Genomic DNA, 19,535 nt, shown 5'->3' with positions numbered 1-19,535 from the left:
GTCGACCTCTGAGGCAGGGAAGCTTCAGCGCCCACATGGGTTGAAATCCGCGCCCAGCCAGATGCGATAGGCGACCTCCGCCCCGGGCTCGGGGGCGGACTCCAGCCGGGACGCCGGCAGATGAAGCGCGCGCAGGAGGGATTGGGCCGCCCCGGCCGAGCTCCCCGGATGGAGCGCCAGCACCCGGCTCGGCCGCCCGTCCGGTTCCACCTCCGCCGTGCGGACCACGCCGAACCCGGCCTCCCGCAGGATCTCCACGGCCATCCCGGCGTAAAGCGCGTTCCCGCTGGCGTTGATCAGCTCCACCCGGGTGAGCGGAGAGGCCTGGGATGGAAGCGGCCCGAGCAGGAACCGCTCCAGATAAGCATACGTTTGCTCTGTGGGCAGATAAATGAACAGCTCGTTCTCCAAAGTGGTCGTGATCCTCGCCGAAGCCACCACCGGATGCAGGGAGCCGCGCGCGATGCGCGAACGGTCCATGCGAAGCCCCAGGGAGGCCAGCCAGAGCACCTCATCTAACCCCAGATCCGTCTGCACGGTCCGACGCAGGCCGGACCAGAGGGCGGGCGCCCGGGACAGCCATCCGCCCTCCTTCAGACGATCCAGCATCCCTTCCAGCACCTGCTGCTGGCGGCGGGCGCGATCCGCATCGCCGGTGGAATAACGGGATCGCATATACCACAGGGCCTGCTTGCCGTCCAGATGATAATAGCCGGGAGCAGGCAGATTCAGCGTCCCCGTGATGGTCGGATCATCGGGATCCGGGAAGACGTCGTAAAGGGGGCAGCGGACCAGGACATCCACCCCGCCCAGGGCGTCGATGATCGCCCGCATCCCCTGGAAGTCCACCAGCGCGTATCCGTGGGTGACGATCCCCAGATTGTAGCGCAGGGTGTCGCGGAGAAGACCGTAGCCGCCGCCGGGATACCCGGAGAGCTCCCCGTGGGGGTAAGCCGTGTTGATCTTGTGGGACTGCCAGCCCGGGATATACACCCACAGATCGCGAGGGATGCTGAGCAGGCGGGCGGAGGGGCCCTCCGGATCAATGGAAACCAGGATGATGGTATCCGTGCGACCGACCCGTTCCCCCGGCTGCCGGTCGCTTCCCAGCAACAGAAGGTTGACGCGGCCCGGAGGGAAAGAGAGGAGCGGACGGGGAGGGGGCGCGCCCTCCGGGACCCCGACAGGCGCCGGAGGGGGCGTGGGGGTGAGCGCCCAGCGCGCGGGGAGCCCCGGCGTGGGCGTCGGGGTGGGCGGCACCGGCGTAGGCGTCGCGGTCGGCATCGGAGAAGGGGCTGGCGTCGGCGACGGCGCCGCGGGCAAAGCGGGCGATGGGATCGCCGTCGCGGCCTCCTCGCCGTTCGCCAAACGGGAAGGGCTCGCCCCCATCGGGGGGACGCGGGACATCCATGCCAGGCTCTGAAGCACCATCAAGAAGCCGATGAGCGCCAGCGCTCTTCCCAGCCATCGCATGGTCATCGTCCGGGATCCTCCCATAGAGTTCCGGAGCCCGGCGAGGCGGCCGTCTGAATCCGCGGCGCGCCGGGGAGGGCCGGAGGGCTTTCCATCAGCGGGCAGGCCGGGCTTCCTGCATGCGAGCCCGGAGGAAAGCCTCCAGGGGCGATTTCTGTTCCTCCGGGGCCTCCACTCCGGCCAGTTGATCCAGCAGCCAGGCGATCATCGTCGGGTTCAGGGAGGCGACTGTCTCCACCCACGCCCGGACCCGCTCCCCCCGCGTGGGATCGGGATCGTGGAAGAGCTCCAGCACGCGCCGGACGAACGGCCCGGCGGCGACCGGGATCTGATTCTCGGAGAAGGCAGACAGCGCGTAATGAAGCATGAAGTCCACCAGCCCGCGGAGCTTCTCCCAGACCGGATCGCCGGGGATCATCAGGGCGATGAAGGCGTGGTAGTAAGGGAGGGAGCCGGCGTAGTCGCGGCGGTTGTTGAAGAGCTCACCGGCCCGCACCGAGCAGTAGCTGGCCGCGCGCCAGCGGATCTCATAGGGCCCGACCCCCGGCGCACGCGCCTCCCACAGGTCCAGGGTCATCCGCAGCGCCAGCCGGAAGCGGTCCAGGGCCATGGGGAAGTTTCGATCGCGACGATAGCTCATCCCCTCCTCGAACAGCGCCCGGGCCTCCCCCAGGGAGGGGGTGATCCCGGAGGGATAACGGACCCCGGCCAGCTCCGCCCGCAGCGGCTCGAAGACGTCCTCCCGCAGCGGATCCTCCGGACGCGCCCAGCGCAGGACGCCGTTCTCGGACGCCAGGACTCCCTCCCGCACCATTCCCCGCAGGATGGATTCCACCTCGCCGATGGGGAGGCCGAGCAGGAGGGCCAGGGCCTCCGGCTCCAGGGGCCAGTTGGCCATGCCCAGGAACCGGATCATCCCGCTCTCCGCCGCCTCGATGAACCGCTTGAGGCTCGTCACCCGCAACCCCTGGATGGGCGTGACAGAGGAAGGCGGGAGGGCGCCGAAGGAGAGGGCGGGGCTCAACAGCAGCAACCAGCTCAGCTCCTGGCGGCCGTTCTCCTCCAGATCCAGGCCCTCCCAGTTCGCCTGCTCCAGCCAGCGGGTGAGGGTGAGGTCGGAGGCTCCCGTCCGCAGGGCCTCAAAGAGGCGGGTGAGCCCCATGCGCCGAACGGTGGCCTCCAGCAACGCGAAGCCCCAGTCCTCCAGGTAACGACGGTAGCGCTCCGCCGCTCCCATGGCCTCCGGGGCGGGGGCCGGCGCTTCACCCTCCGGGGTCGAAGGAGGCGCTGGGGTGGGAGCCGCTCCTCCCTCCGAGGCAATCAAGGTGTCGTAGTAAACGAACTCATCGCAGAGGGCCGGGATCAGGTCGCTGGTGGCCCCCTGGACGCCCACGCCGATGACGAACTTGCCGTGCTCCCGGAGCCGGGTGATCAGGCTGGAGAAATCGCTGTCCCCTGAGATGATGGCGAAGATCTGGATCTCCGGTCGGGTGAAGAGCACCTCCATGGCATCGATGGCCATGCGGACGTCGGCGCGGTTGCGGGCGATCTTGTGGCCGTAGGAATAGATCTGGACCAGATCCACCCCGTGCCGGAGCAGCTCCTCCCGGTATTTGGTGAAGCGCGACCAGTCTCCGTAAGCCCGCTTCAGGACCAGGCGCCCGCGCCGGCCGAGCTCCGCGAACAGGCGCTGGAGGTCCAGGGTGTAGTAACGGCTCTCCGCCGCGGTTACAATGTTCTCGAAATCGATGAACACGGCGATGCCCGGTCGATCCCGACGCGCCATCGGTGCTCCCGGAGAAAAGCTCGTTGAGGGAGGATCCGCCGCGCCCTCCTCCGGGGGAGGGTCGGGGGTTTCTTCGTCTTCGCCCTCAACGGCATGATCTCTATCTTAGGCTCATCTCACATAGAAATCCAGAGCGCGAACCCATGCCGCGCGCCGCGCCGGACTACATCGTGATCTTCGATGGCGGCAGCCGGGGCAACCCGGGCCCCGGTTACGGCTCGTATCGCCTCCGCACGCGGGACGGACGGGAGGATGTGCGCCGGCTGGAGTTCGGGGAGGCGATGACCAACAACGAGGCGGAGTATCGCACCCTCATCGCCGCCCTCGACGACCTGATCGGCCGAATCGAACAGACGGGAAAGGACCCCTCCGCCTTCACCGTGGAGATCCGAGGGGACAGCCGGCTGATCCTGGCCCAGCTGCGGGGCGAGTTCCGGGTGCGGGCGGCCCATCTGCGCCCCCTCTGGGAGGCGGCCCGGGCGCGCCTCGTCCGGTTCCGCGAGGCCCGGCTCATCTGGCAGCCCCGAAAGGCCTCCGTAAAGGATCTGGGGCACTGAAACCCTCAACAGGGTGAGGGAGGGCGGCCCGCTTGCTCTCCCTCACCCCTACGTATCACCCCGGGCGGAAAGAGAAGTGCCCTTTCCATCAACCCCGCCGGCGCAGGAAGGCCGGGATGTCCAGGTCCCCCTCGGAGAAGCTGCGATCGCTGAGCGGACGCCGGCCCTCCTCGGGGCGTGGGGCGCCGGTCTCCGCCCGCCCCGGCGTGGCAGCCTGGGCCGGGCGACGGCCCTGGAGCGGTGGACGCTCGAACCCGGTGGCGATCACCGTGATCCGCACCCGATCCTGCATGGCCTCATCGATGACGGCGCCGAAGATGATGTTGGCCTCGGGGTGGGCTGCCTGACGGATGATCTCCGCCGCCTGATGGACCTCGTGGAGGGTGAGGTCGGGCCCGCCGGTCACGTTGAAGAGAATCCCCCGGGCGCCGTCGATGGTCACCTCCAGCAGCCGGCTCGAGATGGCTTGCTGGGCCGCCTCCACCGCGCGGTTCTCCCCGGAGGCCTCCCCGATGGCCATCAGCGCCGCCCCGCCCTCGGCCATGATCGTGCGCACGTCGGCGAAGTCCAGGTTGATCAGGCCGGGGACGGTGATCAGCTCGCTGATGCCCTGGATGCCCTGGCGGAGCACCTCATCGGCCATGCGGAACGCCTGAACCAGGGTCACCTTCTTATCGGTGATCTCCAGCAGGCGATCGTTCGGGATCACGATGAGGGTGTCCACGTTCTCCTTCAGGCGGTTGATGCCCTCCTCCGCCGCCTTGGCCCGCTTGGGGCCCTCGAAGGAGAAGGGGCGGGTCACCACCCCAATGGTCAGGGCCCCCACCTCCCGGGCGATGCGAGCGATCACCGGGCTGGCCCCGGTCCCGGTGCCGCCGCCCATCCCCGCGGTGATGAAGACCATGTCGGAGCCCCGCAGCGCCTCGTAGATCAGGTCGGCGGACTCCTCGGCGGCCTTGTAGCCGATCTCGGGGTTGCCCCCTGCGCCCAGCCCGCGGGTGATCTTCTCCCCGATGTGGATGCGGCGATCGGCCTTGGCCAGGGAGAGGGCCTGCACATCGGTGTTGACGGCGATGAACTCCACCCCGCGGAGCCCCTCCTCGATCATGCGATTCACGGCGTTGCTGCCCCCGCCGCCCACGCCCACCACACGGATCTTGGCCGGCGTCTGACCCGTCGTCATCGCGTCCATCCCGCACCTCCTTGCGACCTGAGTTGAACATCCGCCCGGGGCGCATCGCCCCGATCGCTCACCTGTCGACTTCATCCGGGCAGGATCTCCCGCAGGATCCCCCGCACCGCCTGCCAGAGACGGGCCCACCAGGAGCCTTCGGAAGCGGCATATGCGGCCGCCGCATCCGCCCGCAGGCCCCACCGGAGCAGGCCCACCGCGGTGGCAAAGGCCGGCGAACGCAGGGTCTCCGCCAGCCCCCCCAGATCCCACGGCATGCCGATCCGCACTGGCATCCCGGTGTGCTCCCGCGCCACCTCCCGGATCCCCGGCAACAGCGCGGTCCCTCCGCACAGGACCAGTCCGGCCGGCAGCAGCCGCTCGTAGCCGGACTTCCGGAGCTCCCCCAGGACCAGCTGGAAGATCTCCTGAACCCGCGCCTCGATGATCTCCGCCATCTCCCGGCGGGAGAACGTAACCGGGCCGTTGTCTCCGAACCCCTGCACGGTGATCTGTTCCTCCGCAGGGATGGCGGCGGCCAGGGCGTGGCCGTGCCGGATCTTGATCTCCTCCGCCACCGGGGCCGGGACGTGCAGGCCATAAGCCAGGTCGTTGGTGATGTGCTGTCCGCCCACCGGGATCACCGTGGTGTAGGCCACGCTCCCCTCCACGAAGACCGCCAGGTCCGTCGTCCCCGCCCCGATGTCCACCAGGGCCACCCCCATCTCCCGCTCCCCCTCGGTGATCACCGCCTCCGCCGAGGCGAGGGGCGAGAGGACGAACTCCTCCACCTCAATCTGGGCGGATTCGATGCAGCGGCGCAGGTTGGCCAACGGGCCCACCTCGGCGGTGACGATATGAACCTCCGCCTCCAGGCGAAAGCCATACATGCCGATGGGATCCCGGATCCCCTCCTGGCCGTCCACCGTGAACGCCCGGGGGAGCACGTGCAGGATCTCACGGGAGTGCGGGATGGCGATGACGCGGGCGTTCTCCACCGCCCGCTGCACATCCGCCGGAGTGATGCCCCGCTCCCCCCGCAACACCGAGGCCGTGCCCTTGCTGTTGACGGAGTACACATACGGCCCGGCGATCCCCACGATGGCCCGGCGGATCTGATATCCGCTGGTCCGCTCGGCCCGCTCCACCGAAGCCCGGATCGCATCGGTGGCCTCCGCGATGTTCACCACCACCCCCCGGCGGATCCCCCGGGCCGGGACCACGCCCACCCCCAGGATCCGGAGGACTCCGGCCTCATCGGCCTCGCCCACCAGGGTGCAGATCTTGCTGCTTCCGATATCCATCGCGACCAGCGTCATGGTTGGATCCTTTCAACCTGAAAACCGACGGCCGGCGCTTCCGGGACACGCAGGTCGAGATATGCCGGGGCGGGATGCTGGGCGGCCAGAGCGGAGCGCAGCGCCCGCCAGACCGCCGCCCGGGCGGACATCGAGCCGAACTCCCCCAGCCATACGGTCCAGCCGGCGGGATCGACGAAGGAGAACCCTCGACCGGCCTCGTAGCGGAAGACAGAGACCTCCGGGAAGGCCTGGGACAGCTCCTGCATGCGGGCCCACAACCCGGGGTCCACCCGCTGCCCGGGCGTCGGAGGCGGCAGGCCGTGGACCTCCAGGCGCCGACGGGCCTGGACGGTCCCTCCCTCGATCACCCGGCCCTCCCCATCCAGGATCAGGCGCAGATCCCCGCTGATCCACTCCCAGGGGGCCTGACCCTCCACCACAAAGAGCGTGCAGAGGGCCGGCCAGCGACAGCGCACCTCAGCGGACTCCAGGGAGGGGAACCGCTGGCGGACGGCGGCCGCGGCCTCCTCCGGGTTCACCCAAAAAATGTGCAGGCCATCGATCCCCGCGGCCGCGGCCAGCGCGTCCGGCGAAAGCGTCCGCGCCCCGGCCACATCCAGGCGGGTGTAGAAGGCCTCATGCCCCAGAAGGATCCCCCCACCGATCAGCCAGAGCCCCAGCAACCCCAGGGCGGCCAGCCGGGAGCCCACCGGCCGCCACGCCCAGAGGGCCACCGCCATCGGGGCCGGGCTCACCGCGTGGAGGGTCCGCCGTCGTCTTCTTCCCGCGCGCGGCGATCGTGAAGAGCGGAAAGCCATGTCAACCCCTCATAGGAGATGGCGTCCCGCCGGCGATCGGCGTAGCGCTCCAGGGCCAGCTCGATCAACCGGTCCAGCAACGCCGGATACGGCAACCCGCTGGCCTCCCACAGGCGCGGATACATGCTGACCGCCGTGAAGCCCGGGATGGTGTTGATCTCGTTCACCACCAGCTCCCCGGTCTCCCGGGAGAGCAGGAAGTCCACCCGCGCCATGCCGCAGGCGTCGATGGCCCGGAAGGCCGCGATGGCCAGGGCGCGGACGCGCTCCGCTAACTCCTCCTCCAGGGGAGCGGGGATCACCAGCTGCGTGCGGTCGTCCAGGTATTTCGCCGCGTAGTCGTAGAACTCCCCCGCCGGGATCACCTCCCCGGGGACGGAGGCGATGGGGTCCTCGTTCCCCAGCACGCTCACCTCGATCTCCCGGGGAGATGGGATGGCCCGCTCCACCAGCATCTTGCGCCCATAGCGGGCCGCCTCGGCCAGGGCCGCCGGCAGCTCCTCCCGCCGCTTCACCTTCGAGACGCCGACGCTGGATCCCAGGCAGGCGGGCTTCACAAAACAGGGGAAGCCGATCTCCCGCTCCACCCGCTCCATCACGCCCTCCGGATCCCGCTCCCACTCCCGTCGGAAGACCACGATGTAACGGGCCACGGGCAGGCCGTGGGCCCGGAAGATGTCCTTCATCGCCACCTTATCCATCCCCACCGCCGAGGCCAACACCCCTGCCCCGACGTAGGGAATGTCCGCCAGCTCCAGCAAGCCCTGGATGGTGCCATCTTCCCCGAAGGGTCCATGCAGCACGGGGAAGATCACGTCCACCTGCGGGATGCCATCGGCGTGCACCCCCGGGATGAGCTCGCGGCGCTCGGCGCGGGCGAGGGGAGCCGCCGACTCCGGCTCCACCACCGGCTCCGTTCCGATCAGGTCGGCCATGGTTACGGCACCGCCGGTCAAGGCTTTCATCGGATCCCCCCGGGTCAGCCAGCGGCCCTCTTTCGTGATGCCGATGGGGATGACCTCGTATTTGGTCTTATCCAGCGCCCGGATGACCGACTGGGCCGACAGGAGGCTCACCTCGTGCTCCCCCGACCTCCCGCCGAAGAGCACCCCCACACGGATCCGCCGTTTCATCTTCCCACTCCCCGATCATCTCGATCTCCGGCTCCAGGAGGACGCCGAACCGCTCCCACACGCGGCGTTGCGCCTCGGCCATCAAGGCCCGCACATCCGCCGCGGTGCCGTTCCCTTCGTTGATGAAGAAATTCGCATGCAGGGGAGAGATCACCACGCCCCCGCATCGAGCGCCCTTCAGCCCGGCGGCCTCGATCAGGCGGCCGGCATAATCCCCGGGCGGGTTGCGGAACATGGAGCCGATGCTGGCGCCTCCGGGCTGGGTGCGCCGGCGATAGGCGTGAAAGGCGGCGATGCGCTCCAGCAGGACCTCCGGGTCCGCCGGGCGGAGGGCGAAGCGGGCTGTTAGGACCACCGGCCGTCGGGGATGAGGCCACGTCTTCAGCCGGCTGGTGCGATACCCCAGCTCCAGCTGAGCCGCCGACCATGTCACGACTTCCCCCTCCGGCAGCAGCAGCTCCACCGATTCCAGGCAGCCCGCGATGTCGCCTCCGTGGGCCCCGGCGTTCCCCACCACCGCGCCACCCACCGTGCCGGGGATCCCCACGCCCCACTCCAGGCCGGCCCATCCCCGCTCGGCGCACAGCCGGGCGAGCGTCGAGAGCGCGGCGCCGGAAGCCGCCCACACCCGCCCATCCCGCTCGAAGCGCAGATCCCGCGCCCGGTTCACCACCACCAGCCCCCGCACCCCGCGATCGGAGACCAGCACGTTCGATCCACCCCCCAGCAGGGTCACCGGGATCCCATCGGCCCAGGCCGCCCGGACCACCTCCGCCAGCGCCGGGACCTCCTCCACGATCACTAGGGCGTCGGCGGGCCCGCCGATGCGGGCGGTGGTGAAGCGGGCCAGCGGGACCCCTCGCTGGAGCGTCAACCCCCATCGCCGGAGGACCGTGGTCAACGCCTCGCCGGGGAGGGCCATCGGGCGTGACATCATCCTTCCTCCGAAGCCTTCAGCGCTTCCAGCAAACGCTCCCCTACCCGATAGACGTCGCCGGCCCCCAGCGTCAGCACCACATCCCCCGGCCGCACATGGCGACGCAGGAAGTCCACCGCGGCCTCGAAATCCGGGACGCATTGGGCGTCCGAATGGGTCATCCGCCGCAGGATGTCCTCGCTGCGCACCCCCAGGGTGTCCGTCTCCCGGGCGGCGTAGATGGGGAGCAGGAGGACGTGATCCGCATCCTCGAACGCGGCCGCGAACTCCTCCAGCAGGGCCCGGGTTCGGCTGTAGGTGTGCGGCTGGAAGACCACCCACAGGGAGCGGCCGGGATAACGGGCGCGGGCCGCCCGGAGAGTGGCCCGGATCTCCCCCGGATGGTGCGCGTAATCATCGATGACCCGCACGCCCCGCACTTCCCCCTTCACCTCGAAGCGCCGGGCGGTCCCGGGGAACCGGCTCAGGGCCTCCCGCGCCGTCTCCAACGGGATCCCCACGGCCTCCGCGACGGCGAGGGCGGCCAGGGCGTTCAGCCCGTGATGGTGGCCGGGGACCGGGAGGCTCAGGACGCCGGCCTCCCGGCCCTCGCGGAAGAGCTCGAAGCGATCCACCGCGAGGGGGCGCGCCCACCAGTGGGCTGGCGGCCCCCATCCGTATCGGATCACCCGTCGGCCCTGGCGCTCCAGAAGATCGGCCAGGCGCCGCGCCTCGGGATCCGCATGACAGATCACCAGGAGCCCCTCCGGCGGCACCTGCTCCGCAAAGGCCTGAAAGGCCTCAAAGAACGCCTCCGGCGTCGGATAACAGTCCGGATGATCGTGCTCGATGGTCGTCACCACCGCGATGCGGGGTCGGAGGCCCAGGAACATCCGGTCGTATTCGTCGGCCTCCACGATGAAGAGATCCCCCCGCCCGGCTCGGGCGTTGCGGCCCAGCCCGTGGATCAGCCCGCCGACGATGAAGGTGGGATCCCGCCCGGCGGCCATGGCGATCCAGGCGATCATCCCTGTGGTGGTGGTTTTCCCGTGGCTGCCGGCGATGGCGATCCCCCAACGATCCGCCATCAGGGCCCCGATCACCGCCTCCCGTTTCACCACCGGTCGTCCCTGCGCCTCGGCGGCGCGGACCTCCGGGTGGTCCGCCGGCACAGCGGAGGACCGCACCAGCACCTCCGCCTCCCCCACATGGGCGGGGTCATGGCCGATGTGGACCGGGACGCCGAGGGCGCGGAGGGTCTCCACAAACGGCGAGGAGGCCCGGTCGCACCCGCTCACCCGGTAGCCGGCCTCATGCAGCACGATGGCCAGGGCCGAGAGCCCGGCCCCCCCGATCCCGATCAGATGAAAAGCCATGCCCGGTCGCAAAGAGAACATTTTCATCCTCTTTTTGTAGGAGGGGCTTTAGCCCCGAACTTTCCGTCTTTGAGACCCCAAAGGTCACGGATGAAGGCCGCCCCCTGTAGCCCAGAGCCTTGCGCCTTCGGTGGCGCAAGGGTCGCGGCGAAAGCCGCTCCTACAATAATTTGCTCAAAGGTAGAAGATCAACAGCATAAACAAGACGATGACCACCGCGAAGTAGAGCAGCGGCGGTTTGATCACCGCCGGTGGCATCCAGCCGAGCAGGTCGAGGACCGGGCTGGTGGGCGCCGGGGGCTGGATCACCTCCGGGAACGGGTAGCCGGCACGGTGCAGGAAGAACAGGATCGATCCGGCGATCAGCCACCCGTTGATGGCGCCGGCGGCGAAGCCGGCGATGATCTCCACGCCTTTCTCCCGCTTGGCCCGTCCGGCCAGCTGCACCGAGAGGGCCGGGCCGGCGTAGCCGAAGATCGCCGCCAGGGCGATGGCGATGGTCTCGGCGAAGAAGCCGGTGGCGGGATCCCGGGTGAGGGACTCCCAGATCGCGGGGGCGAACTGCTGCAGCAGGCTGAACAGGAACATCACCCCCACGATGGAAGTGCTGACCAGGATCTCTTTCGCCACCCCCCGCAGGGCGCCGATCAACGCGAACACGATGACGAAAGCCCAGAAGACAGCATGCAGCGCGATCATCCCGCCCTCCCCTGCGCCGGGCGCTTTTCCGGATATGGGGTGGGAGCGGCCAGACGCTGCACCAGCGCGGCCAGCCGCTCCGCTGCCTCCGGGCGGGCCAGAGCTGCCATGCTCCGGCGCATCCCCAGCAGACGGTCCGGATCCTGGAGCAGCGTCCGCACCACCTCTCCCAGCCGTTCCTCGATCTCCTCATCGGGGATCCTCACCGCGCCTCCATGGCGGACGAGATAGGCGGCGTTGCGCTCCTGATGGCGCCGCACGTAGGGATAGGGCACCAGCACCGCCGGCAGCCCGAACAGCGGGAGCTCTCCCAGGGTCGAAGCCCCCGCCCGACAGACGGCCAGGTCCGCCATCGCCAGCGCCTCCCCCATCTCTTCCTCCAGATACGCGACCGGCTGATAACGCGCCCGGACCTCTGAAGGCAGCGCCGCCCGCCGCGCCTGCATGCGCTCGAGGTCCGCCGGCCCGGTGAGGTGCAGCACCTGGGCCTCCATCACCAGCGCCTCCAGATGTCGATCCACCGCCCGGTTCAGCCGGCGCGCCCCACGGCTGCCTCCGAACACCAGCACCACCGGGAGGTCCTCCGCAAACCCCCAGCGGGCGCGGCCGCGCCGACGGGCCGCCTCCCGATCCCGCGCCGCCGCCATCAGGTGGCGCCGCACCGGATACCCCGTGACCGTCACCGGTCGTCCCCGGAAAAAGGGCTGGGCTTCCGGGACCGTCACGGCCACGTGGGCGGCCAGGCGCGTGAGCAACCGCACCGCCATCCCCGGCTCCAGGTCCGGCAGATACACCAGGATGGGAACCCCGGCCCGGGCCGCTGCCAGGGCGGCCGGGACGGCGGCGAAGCCCCCGGTGGTGAAGAGAACCTGCGGGCGCTGCCGGGCCATCGCCTGCCACGCCTGCCGAACCCCCCGGGCGATCCGCCACAGCCCCCGCAGGGCCCCTCGAGGCCCCAGCCCGTATACCCCGCCGGCCTCCACCGGGAGGAACGCAAAGCCCCGGGATGGGATCAGCCGGGCCTCCATTCCCTCCGGCGTGCCAACCCAGATCACCTCCAGGTCCGGCTCAACGTCCTGCAGCGCCTCGACGACGGCCAGCGCCGGGTAGATGTGCCCGCCGGTCCCCCCCGCGGCGATCCAGATTCGCATCCCGTATCCTCCTGGCCACGCTGAGCAGGATCCCCGCCCCGATGAGCTCGCTGAGCAACGCGGATCCGCCGTAACTGATGAACGGCAACGGGAGCCCTGTGAACGGGAGCACGCCGGTCAGCCCGCCCAGGTTAATCAACCCCTGCCAGGCAATCCACAGGGTTACCCCCAGGGCCAGCAGCCCCCCAAACGTGTCCGGGGCGCGGCTTGTCGTGATGAACCCCAGGATCACCCAGGTGGTGAGCATAAGGATGAGCAGCATCACTCCGACGAACCCGAAGGCCTCCCCCACCACCGCAAAGGCGCTGTCGGAATGCGGCAGCGGCACCTGTCCGCTCAGGGTATACCCGATCGCCCCGGGCCCTTTCCCGAACAGCCCGCCGGAGCGGATGGCCTCCCATACCGCCCCCAGATGGGAGCCGGCCCCGCCCGTCCCCTGCAGGATCTGCAGATAACCGGAAAGCCGGGCCATGGCGTGGGGATGCACGGCGATGAGCCCTGCGAACGCTCCGGCCCCCAGGACCACCCCGGCGAGGATCTGGAGCACCGTGGCGCCGGAGGCGATGAACATCCAGGCGGCCACCAGCCCGATCAACAACCCTGTCCCCAGATCCGGCTGCAGGAAGATCGGGATCACCGCCAGGCCCAGCACCAGCAGGAAGGGGATGAACCCCCGATGGAACTCCCGCAGCCGCTCCCCTTTGGTGGGCAGCCAGGTCGCCAGATAGAGGATGAGGATCGGCTTGACGAACTCCGAAGGCTGGAAGGAGCCCCCGGAGAAGGCGCGCCGGGCCCCCAGCCGGTCCTCCCCGAAGATCAGCACGGCGATCAGGGAAAGCACGCCGATGGCCATCAGGGGGATGGAGAGCCGCTGCAGGCGGTGGTAGTCCATCCGCCAGAGAACGAGGAGGCCAACGATCCCCAGGAGGGCCGCCACCGCCTGGCGCCGGACGAAATAGAAGGGATCCTCGAAGGCGTGCCGCGCCAGGTAGTAGGTCGCGCTGTAAACCAGCAACAGGCCGAAGAGCACCAGCACGGCGAGCACGACGAGCAACCCCAGCTCCAGGGGCGTGAGGGGAAGCGGCGAGGCCGGAAGCCTGCTTCGAGCGATCGCCAGGTCATGCCACCTTCTTCGCGCAGCGATCATGACAGCGCCTCCACCAGCTGACGGAAATGCATGCCGCGCTCCTCGAAATCCCGATAGGCGTCGAAGCTGGTTCCCCCGGGGGAGAGGAGCACTACCTCTCCCGGCCGGGCCAGCCCGGCCGCCCGGGCCACCGCCTCCTCCAGGGTGGCCACCCGCTCGAGATGCTCCAGAACCACCCCGTCCACCCGGGCGCGGGCCGCCCGGGCGGCCTCCACGATGCGATCCCCCAGCTCCCCGAAGGCGATCAGCACGCGAACCCGGCGGGCGATGACCTCCGCCGTCTCCTCCCAGGGGAGACCTTTATCCCGCCCGCCTGCCAGCAGCACGATGGGCTCCTCAAAGGCCTCCAGGGCCACCCGAACCCGCTCCGGCGTGGTGGCGATCGAGTCGTTCACATAGAGCACGCCCCGCACCTCCCGCACCCGCTCCAGCCGGTGCGGCACCCCGGAGAACGTGAGGACGGCCTCCCGGATGGCGCCGATGTCCGCGCCCAGGCTGCCCGCCACGGCCGCCGCCGCCAGGACGTTCCACAGATTATGACGGCCCCGCAAACGCACCTCCTCCACGCGACAGATCGGCCAGGCCTCGGAGCCCAAGCGCAAGAAGAGGGTTCCCTCCCGCAGGAACGCTCCCCGCGCCACCTCCCGCTCGCGGCTGAAGAACCGCAGCCGCCCCCGCACCGCCGCCGCCAGGGACCGGGCGTTCGGGTCGTCATACCCCAGAACCGCCACGTCCTCAACGTCCTGGAAGTCCAGGATGCGCTGCTTGGCCGCGATGTAAGCTTCCATGGTCTTGTGACGGTCCAGATGGTTGGGCGCGATGTTCAGCACCGCCGCCACCCGCGGGCTGACCGTCATGATCTCCAGCTGGAAGCTGGACAGCTCCAGGATCACGCGGTCCTCCGGACCGATCTCCTCCACGAACTCGATGAGGGGATTGCCGATGTTGCCGCCCACCCAGGTGCGGAAGCCCGCCGCCTGGCACATCGCCCCCACCAGGGCAGTCGTCGTCGTCTTCCCCGAGGTGCCGGTGATCCCCGCCGTCCACCCCCGGCACCGCTCCAGAAACAGCTGGGCGTCGTTGGCCAGGGGGATCCCCCGCCGGACGGCCTCCTGGACGATGGGGATGTCCAGAGGGACTCCCCCGCTCAGACAGAGGAGGTCGCAGCCCTCCAGCAGAGAGAGGGGATGGTCCCCCAGCACATAACGCACCGGCAGACCCTCCAGGGCCTGGAGGAACCTCCCCAGGCGCTCGGCGGGCTGCCGATCGCTCACCGTGACCTCGGCGCCCTGCCGCACCAGCCAGCGGGCCAGGGCCGTGCCCTGCCGGCCCAGCCCCAGGATGACCACCCGCGCGCCCTTGAGCTCCCGCATCCGATCTCACCTCACAGCAACGCCAGGGCCACGCCGATCATCGCCGACCAGATGGCGATGAGCCAGAACCGCTGCACCACCTGGGTCTCCGACCAGCCCAGCAGCTCGAAGTGATGATGAAGCGGACTCATCCGGAACAGGCGCTTCCCCTTCGTCCACTTGAAGTAAGCCACCTGCAGGATGACCGAGAGGGTCTCGGCCACCGGGATGAGGGCGATCACCGGCAACAGCAGCCACTGCCCGGTCATCAACGCCACCACCCCCAGGGTGGCCCCCAGGGCCTGGGAGCCCACATCCCCCATGAACAGCTGGGCCGGGTGCGCGTTGAACCACAGGAAGGCCATGCAGGCCCCCACCACGATGAAGGCGAAGGTGGCCAGATAGATCTGGCCCTGGAGATAGGCGATCACCCCGTAGGCGATGAACGACGTGGCCGTGATGATCCCCGCCAGGCCATCCAGCCCATCGGTGAGGTTGATCGCGTTGGCCGAGCCCACGATGATGAACACGGCGATGGGCAAGTAAAGCAACCCGATGTCGATCTTCTGGGGCACCGTGGGGATGGCCATGCTGCGCAGGCCCATCCCGAAGTGCAGCACCAGCGCCAGCGCGGCCCCCAGGACGATCTGGATCGGGAACTTGTGGCGGGCCAGCAACCCATTGCCCCCCCGCGTGCCCATCCAGTCGTCCACTGCCCCCAGGGCCCCGAAGGCCAGCATCGCCGCCACCGGCACCAGGATCGATCGCCCGATCAACTGATCCCCTGCCCAGCCCATCTGACGCAGGAACGCCCGTCCGGCCGCGGTGTTGGCGATCAGGTTCCCAAGGTTCAGGACGAGGGTCATGATCACCACCGGCAACACGATCATCAGGCCGCCCATGGTGGGCGTCCCCACCTTCACCTGATGCGTGCGCGGCCCCTCGATCCGGATCTTCTTCCCGACCCCGTTGGCTCGCAGCCAGCGGATCAGCGGCGGCCCCCAGATCACCGCCAGCAGGAAGGACAGACCGCCCATGAACAGCGCCTGCGCCACTCGACCTCCTTGTCCAGCGGGAATGAGACCGACGGGCCGGCAACCCCGCCGCCTTCCTTCATCCCTCACACAGGGCGTTCACGATCTCCTCCATGCGCAGGCCCCGGGAGCCCTTCACCAGGACCACATCGCCGGGCTTCAGGATGCGGCGGAGGATCTCGATGGCCTCGGCGTTCGAGTCGCAGACCCACACCCGGTCCGCCGGCAGGCCTACCGCCATCGCCTCCCGGGCGATGATGCGCGCCCGAGGCCCCACGGTGATCAGGAGGTCCACCACCGTCCCCGCTCGCCCGCCCACCAGCCGGTGTCCCTCGACCTCATACGCCCCCAGCTCCAGCATGTCCCCCAGCACCGCGATCTTGCGGCCCTCCAGCTCAGCCAGCAGGTTCAGCGCGGCCAGCATCGACGGCGGGCTGGCATTGTAAGTGTCGTCCAGGAGGATCGAACCGTTCAGCCCGGGCACCGCCACCAGGCGCAACTGCGCCCGCGGGTCCCGCAGGCCGGCGAAGATCTCATCCCAGGTCAACCCCTCCAGGATCCCCACGGCGATCGCCCGCAGGGCGGTGTGCACGCTGTGCCGGCCCAGCAGGGAGACCCGCACCCGCCGGAAGGTCTCTCCCCGATAATGAAGATCGAAGCGGATCCCCTCCAGCCCTTCGCTCACGATCTCATCCGCCCACAGGTCCGCCTCCGGATCCAGCCCGTAAAAGAACACCCGCGCCCGGGTCCGCCCCGCCATCTCCCGCACGTAAGGATCGTCCCGATTGAGGACGGCTACCCCATCCTCGGGCAGGGCCTCCACCAGCTCGGCCTTGGCCGCCGCGATGGCCTCCATGCTCCCCAGGCGCTCCAGGTGGACCGGGCCCACCATGGTGACCACGCCCACGATGGGGCGGGCGATGGCGCAAAGGGCCGCGATCTCCCCCCGCGCATACATCCCCATCTCCAGCACCGCCCGCTGATGGCGCGGCGTCAGCCGGAGCAACATCAGGGGCAGGCCGATCTCGCTGTTTAAGTTCCCTTCGCTCTTCAACGTCTCATAACGCCGGGAGAGCACAGCCCAGGTCAGCTCCTTCGTGCTGGTCTTCCCCACGCTCCCCGTGATCCCGATCACCCGCACCGGGAAGCGCGCCCGCCACCATCCCGCCCACCGGTGGAGGGCCTCCAGGGTCCGCGAGACCCGAAAGCACACCGGGAGCTCCAGGGACTCCGGCCAGGGCCCTCGCTCCAGGTCCACCTGCATCGCCCCCTCGGACACCTCCTGATGGACCAGGGCGGCGATCGCCCCGCGCTGGAAGGCGTCCCCGACATAGCGATGGCCGTCGGTCCGCTCCCCCGGCAGGGCGATGAACACATCCCCCTCCCCGCAGACCCGGGAGTCGATGGACACATGGCGGATCGGGATCTCCCAGGGAGGACGCCGCCCGCTCAGGGCCTCCGCCAGATCCGCCAGGGTCATCCCCTGAACCGCCACACGTATTCCGCTGTTCTCCGCCATCCCCCATGCTCCTGAACGTGCTGGCCGGGATCCGGGATCACCGGCCCTCCGGGGAGCCCGAGGGCGGGATCCCTAAAATCGGGAGGATCCGCGCCGCGATCCGGGCGAAGACCGGAGCGGCTTCCTCCGAGCCCCAGGGGGAACGCCGGGGCCGATCCAGCTTCACCAGGATCAGCACCTGGGGATCCTCCACCGGGCCGAACCCCACGAACGAGGCGATGGTGTCCCGGGGATCGTAGCCCACCGGCGTGGGGATCTGCGCCGTCCCGGTCTTGCCCGCCATCCGGTAGCCCGGCACCCGGGCCTTCACCGCCTCCCGTTCGATCACCGCCGCGAGCATCTCCCGCAGGGTCCGCGCTGTCTCAGCCGAGATGGCCCGCCGCCGGACCCGGGGCTCGACGCGCTGGATCCCCTGGGCGGTTCGGAGCTCCCGCACGATGAAGGGCCGCATGATCAGGCCGTCGTTGGCCACCGCGGAGACGGCCACCGCCATCTGCAACGGGGTCACGGACACCGCCTGGCCGAAGGACTGACGCCCCAGGTCCGCCTCCCGCCAATCCGGGTCCCCATAGGCCCGGAGCTGACCCGCCATCTCATAGGGCAGATCCACATCGGTTGGTTCCCCGATCCCGAAGGCATGCAGCGCCGCGTAGAAGCGCTCCGGGCCCAGAAGGCGGACCAGATACGCAGCGCCCACGTTGCGGGAGTAGATCAGCAGCTCGGTCATATCCAGCCAGCCCCGCCCTCCGGGATAGCGATCCTGATCCCAGTTGCAGATCGGGGCCCCTCCGAACTCCACGCACCCCTGATCCATATAGCGGGTCTCCGGGCGGACGACGCCGGCCTCCAGGGCGGCCGCCATCGTCAGGATCTTGAAGACCGAGCCCGGCTCATACAGATCCTGGACGATCGGATTGCGCGCGTTGCGCTCCAGGGTCTCCGGCGCGTTGGGATCGAAGGCGGGCAGGCTGACCATGGCCAGGATCTCCCCGGTGCGCGGGCGCAGGACCAGAGCGTCCCCGCGCTGGGCTCCGCTCTCCTGAAGGCCCCGGGCCAGCTCCTCCGCCACCACCGCCTGGATCGTTCGGTCCAGCGTGAGGACCACGTCCCCGCCGGGCTCCGGCTCCTCCAGGGCCGCCTCCTCCAGCGGCAGGGGGCGCCCCTCGGCGTCCACCGGCACCCGCAGGATCACCGCTCTCCCGCTCAGCACTCCATCATAAGCCCGCTCCACCCCGCTGGCCCCTCGCCGTCCCTCCACACCTCGGGCGTCCGACCCGAAGACGACGAAGCCCGTCACCGGGCCGAGCAATGCGCCCTCCGGGTAAATCCGCTTCCAGTAAGGTGTCACCCGGACCCCCCGCAGCCCGGCCTCCTCAATGCGACGGGCGATCACCCGGGCAAGGTCCTCCGGCACCTCCCGGGCGATCGGGAGCTGCCACCAGGTATCGGGCCAGCTCCGGGCGGCCTCCTGAACGGAGAAACCCAGCAGCGGGCTCAGAACCTCATCCACCCGGCGCAGCCACGCCGCCCGCCGTTCCGGATCCCCCCCATAGGCGATGGGGCGATATTCCAGGACGACCTGATAACGCGGGACATCCAGGGCCAGCACCGCCTCTCTCCGATCCAGGATACGGCCGCGGCGGGCCTCCAGGCGGAGCTCCAGCGTCTGAACCCCGAGGAGCCCCCCCGGCGCATAAAACGACAAATGGATCAGCCGGGCCACCACCAGCCCCAGGATCAGGGCGAGGGCGAACGCGGCCGGCTGCCAGCGCAGGGTGGGCGGGACCTCCCTCATGGCCGCATCCCCGGCGTCGGGCGCGGCGCCGGCAGGGAAAGGGGGAGCGCCGGAGCGCCCTCCCCCGGGAGGAAGCCCATCGCACGGGCCCGCTCCACCAGGCGTGGGATCGCGCTCTCCCGGGCGATGATCTCCTCCATGGCCGCGTTCTCCCGCTCCAGCGCCGCCCGGACCTCGCTGAGCTGCTGAACGATCTGCCCCTGTTCCACCGCAGCCGTGGAGAGCAGCGTGAACAGAAGGGAGAAGGCCGCGATGAACAGGATCCCCCCCACTGTTGTCAGCAACACCCGTCGTCGGCGGCTCATCG

Annotated in this window: 17 protein-coding genes; 1 reads left to right on the top strand and 16 read right to left on the bottom strand. The window is 69.7% G+C overall.

The genetic code is table 11. The features are described 5' to 3' along the window. Window positions 1-24 precede the first annotated feature (24 nt). Window positions 25-1,479, bottom strand: a complete 1,455-nt coding sequence (locus KNN16_RS02070) for an LCP family protein (RefSeq protein WP_303898433.1) — start codon at window positions 1,477-1,479, stop codon at window positions 25-27. Between the two features lie 88 nt (window positions 1,480-1,567). Then, on the bottom strand, window positions 1,568-3,259 hold the full coding sequence (locus KNN16_RS02065) for an NYN domain-containing protein (protein ID WP_299285696.1): 1,692 nt from the start codon (window positions 3,257-3,259) through the stop codon (window positions 1,568-1,570). 143 nt (window positions 3,260-3,402) lie between these two features. On the opposite strand from KNN16_RS02065, the gene KNN16_RS02060 reads away from it, so the two are divergent. Next, the gene (locus tag KNN16_RS02060; protein WP_303898431.1) at window positions 3,403-3,816 is read left to right on the top strand and encodes a ribonuclease HI family protein; all 414 of its coding nucleotides are present in this window, start codon (window positions 3,403-3,405) and stop codon (window positions 3,814-3,816) included. 88 nt (window positions 3,817-3,904) lie between these two features. On the opposite strand, the gene ftsZ is transcribed toward KNN16_RS02060, so the two are convergent. The 14 genes from ftsZ to KNN16_RS01990 all read right to left on the bottom strand — a co-directional run bounded on the left by ftsZ (window position 3,905) and on the right by KNN16_RS01990 (window position 19,533). After that, on the bottom strand, window positions 3,905-5,008 hold the full coding sequence (gene ftsZ / locus KNN16_RS02055; RefSeq protein ID WP_088570975.1) for a cell division protein FtsZ: 1,104 nt from the start codon (window positions 5,006-5,008) through the stop codon (window positions 3,905-3,907). A 71-nt stretch (window positions 5,009-5,079) separates the two neighbouring features. Then, a complete protein-coding gene (gene ftsA, locus KNN16_RS02050; protein WP_303898429.1) occupies window positions 5,080-6,306 on the bottom strand; it encodes a cell division protein FtsA in 1,227 nt (408 codons plus the stop codon). After that, window positions 6,303-7,028, bottom strand: coding sequence for a cell division protein FtsQ/DivIB (locus tag KNN16_RS02045; protein ID WP_303898427.1), 726 nt, complete (start codon window positions 7,026-7,028; stop codon window positions 6,303-6,305). Before KNN16_RS02045 ends, ftsA begins: the two co-directional genes overlap by 4 nt. Window positions 7,029-7,039: 11 nt before the next feature. After that, complete coding sequence (locus KNN16_RS02040; RefSeq protein WP_299285677.1) at window positions 7,040-8,239, bottom strand: D-alanine--D-alanine ligase family protein; 1,200 nt, start codon at window positions 8,237-8,239, stop codon at window positions 7,040-7,042. Beyond that, window positions 8,139-9,176 carry a UDP-N-acetylmuramate dehydrogenase gene (murB, locus tag KNN16_RS02035; protein WP_299285674.1) on the bottom strand — a complete coding sequence of 346 codons (1,038 nt, stop codon included), beginning with the start codon at window positions 9,174-9,176 and terminating at the stop codon, window positions 8,139-8,141. Before murB ends, KNN16_RS02040 begins: the two co-directional genes overlap by 101 nt. Further along, the gene (gene murC / locus KNN16_RS02030) at window positions 9,173-10,552 is read right to left on the bottom strand and encodes a UDP-N-acetylmuramate--L-alanine ligase (RefSeq protein WP_303898426.1); all 1,380 of its coding nucleotides are present in this window, start codon (window positions 10,550-10,552) and stop codon (window positions 9,173-9,175) included. Before murC ends, murB begins: the two co-directional genes overlap by 4 nt. A 153-nt stretch (window positions 10,553-10,705) precedes the next feature. After that, window positions 10,706-11,230 carry a CvpA family protein gene (locus KNN16_RS02025; protein ID WP_303898424.1) on the bottom strand — a complete coding sequence of 175 codons (525 nt, stop codon included), beginning with the start codon at window positions 11,228-11,230 and terminating at the stop codon, window positions 10,706-10,708. Continuing rightward, complete coding sequence (gene murG, locus KNN16_RS02020; protein WP_303898423.1) at window positions 11,227-12,381, bottom strand: undecaprenyldiphospho-muramoylpentapeptide beta-N-acetylglucosaminyltransferase; 1,155 nt, start codon at window positions 12,379-12,381, stop codon at window positions 11,227-11,229. Before murG ends, KNN16_RS02025 begins: the two co-directional genes overlap by 4 nt. Then, on the bottom strand, window positions 12,299-13,528 hold the full coding sequence (locus tag KNN16_RS02015) for an FtsW/RodA/SpoVE family cell cycle protein (protein WP_299285875.1): 1,230 nt from the start codon (window positions 13,526-13,528) through the stop codon (window positions 12,299-12,301). Before KNN16_RS02015 ends, murG begins: the two co-directional genes overlap by 83 nt. Then, on the bottom strand, window positions 13,525-14,901 hold the full coding sequence (gene murD / locus KNN16_RS02010; RefSeq protein ID WP_299285878.1) for a UDP-N-acetylmuramoyl-L-alanine--D-glutamate ligase: 1,377 nt from the start codon (window positions 14,899-14,901) through the stop codon (window positions 13,525-13,527). The genes KNN16_RS02015 and murD overlap by 4 nt, the downstream gene beginning before the upstream one ends. Before the next feature lie 11 nt (window positions 14,902-14,912). Further along, entirely contained in the window at window positions 14,913-15,935 is a 1,023-nt protein-coding gene (gene mraY, locus KNN16_RS02005; protein WP_303898420.1) for a phospho-N-acetylmuramoyl-pentapeptide-transferase, read from the bottom strand. Between the two features lie 58 nt (window positions 15,936-15,993). Next, on the bottom strand, window positions 15,994-17,433 hold the full coding sequence (gene murF / locus KNN16_RS02000) for a UDP-N-acetylmuramoyl-tripeptide--D-alanyl-D-alanine ligase (RefSeq protein ID WP_303898418.1): 1,440 nt from the start codon (window positions 17,431-17,433) through the stop codon (window positions 15,994-15,996). A 37-nt stretch (window positions 17,434-17,470) separates the two neighbouring features. Then, entirely contained in the window at window positions 17,471-19,228 is a 1,758-nt protein-coding gene (locus tag KNN16_RS01995) for a penicillin-binding protein 2 (RefSeq protein WP_303898416.1), read from the bottom strand. Further along, the gene (locus KNN16_RS01990; RefSeq protein WP_303898415.1) at window positions 19,225-19,533 is read right to left on the bottom strand and encodes a hypothetical protein; all 309 of its coding nucleotides are present in this window, start codon (window positions 19,531-19,533) and stop codon (window positions 19,225-19,227) included. Before KNN16_RS01990 ends, KNN16_RS01995 begins: the two co-directional genes overlap by 4 nt. Window positions 19,534-19,535 lie beyond the last annotated feature (2 nt).

The sequence above is a fragment of the Thermoflexus hugenholtzii genome (genome assembly GCF_018771565.1).
In the GTDB taxonomy this organism is placed as follows: Bacteria; Chloroflexota; Anaerolineae; order Thermoflexales; family Thermoflexaceae; genus Thermoflexus; species Thermoflexus hugenholtzii_A.
The sequence above is the reverse complement of the archived record's forward strand: the minus strand, read 5'-3'. Positions and strand labels throughout refer to the sequence as shown.